The organism is Paenibacillus antri, from assembly GCF_005765165.1.
Classification (GTDB): Bacteria; Bacillota; Bacilli; order Paenibacillales; family YIM-B00363; genus Paenibacillus_AE; species Paenibacillus_AE antri.
In genome coordinates this window covers 1-1,292 of sequence record NZ_VCIW01000054.1, presented here as the reverse complement: position 1 = coordinate 1,292, position 1,292 = coordinate 1, and the positions used below count along the sequence as shown (strand labels likewise).

General features: G+C 56.7%; 1 rRNA gene. It reads left to right on the top strand.

Features of this window, described 5'->3' with window-relative positions:
• A 23S ribosomal RNA gene (locus FE782_RS31950) occupies positions 1 to 1,292 on the top strand; the annotation flags it as partial.

Genomic DNA, 1,292 nt, shown 5'->3' with positions numbered 1-1,292 from the left:
AAGTACCCGAAGAACATGTACTCTGGCTGCCGAGAAAAGCCTCTAGCCAGGCGAAGGCGCCCGTACCGCAAACCGACACAGGTAGGCGAGCAGAGCATGCGAAGGCGCGCGGAAGAACTCTCGTTAAGGAACTCGGCAAAATGACCCCGTAACTTCGGGAGAAGGGGTGCCTCGGTAGGGTGAATAGCCCGAGGGGGCCGCAGTGAAAAGGCCCAAGCGACTGTTTAGCAAAAACACAGGTCTGTGCGAAGCCGCAAGGCGAAGTATACGGGCTGACGCCTGCCCGGTGCTGGAAGGTTAAGAGGAGGGGTTAGCCGCAAGGCGAAGCTCTGAATTGAAGCCCCAGTAAACGGCGGCCGTAACTATAACGGTCCTAAGGTAGCGAAATTCCTTGTCAGGTAAATTCTGACCCGCACGAATGGCGTAACGACTTGGGCGCTGTCTCAACGAGAGATCCGGTGAAATTTTAGTACCTGTGAAGATGCAGGTTACCCGCGACGTGACGGAAAGACCCCATGGAGCTTTACTGCAGCTTGATATTGGACTTGGGTACGATCTGTACAGGATAGGTGGGAGCCAGAGAAGCCGGAGCGCCAGCTTCGGTGGAGGCGCCGTTGGGATACCACCCTGATCGTGCTTGAGTTCTAACCTGGCACCGTGAATCCGGTGCGGGGACAGTGTCAGGCGGGCAGTTTGACTGGGGCGGTCGCCTCCTAAAGAGTAACGGAGGCGCCCCAAGGTTCCCTCAGAATGGTTGGAAATCATTCGAAGAGTGCAAAGGCAGAAGGGAGCTTGACTGCGAGACATACAGGTCGAGCAGGGACGAAAGTCGGGCTTAGTGATCCGGTGGTACCGAATGGAAGGGCCATCGCTCAACGGATAAAAGCTACCCTGGGGATAACAGGCTTATCTCCCCCAAGAGTCCACATCGACGGGGAGGTTTGGCACCTCGATGTCGGCTCATCGCATCCTGGGGCTGAAGTAGGTCCCAAGGGTTGGGCTGTTCGCCCATTAAAGCGGTACGCGAGCTGGGTTCAGAACGTCGTGAGACAGTTCGGTCCCTATCTGTCGCGGGCGCAGGAAATTTGAGAGGAGCTGTCCTTAGTACGAGAGGACCGGGATGGACGTACCGCTGGTGTACCAGTTGTTCCGCCAGGAGCATCGCTGGGTAGCCAAGTACGGAAGGGATAAGCGCTGAAAGCATCTAAGCGTGAAGCCCCCCTCAAGATGAGATTTCCCTGCTTGAAGACCCCATGTAGACGACGTGGTTGATAGGTTCGGGGTGGAAGCGC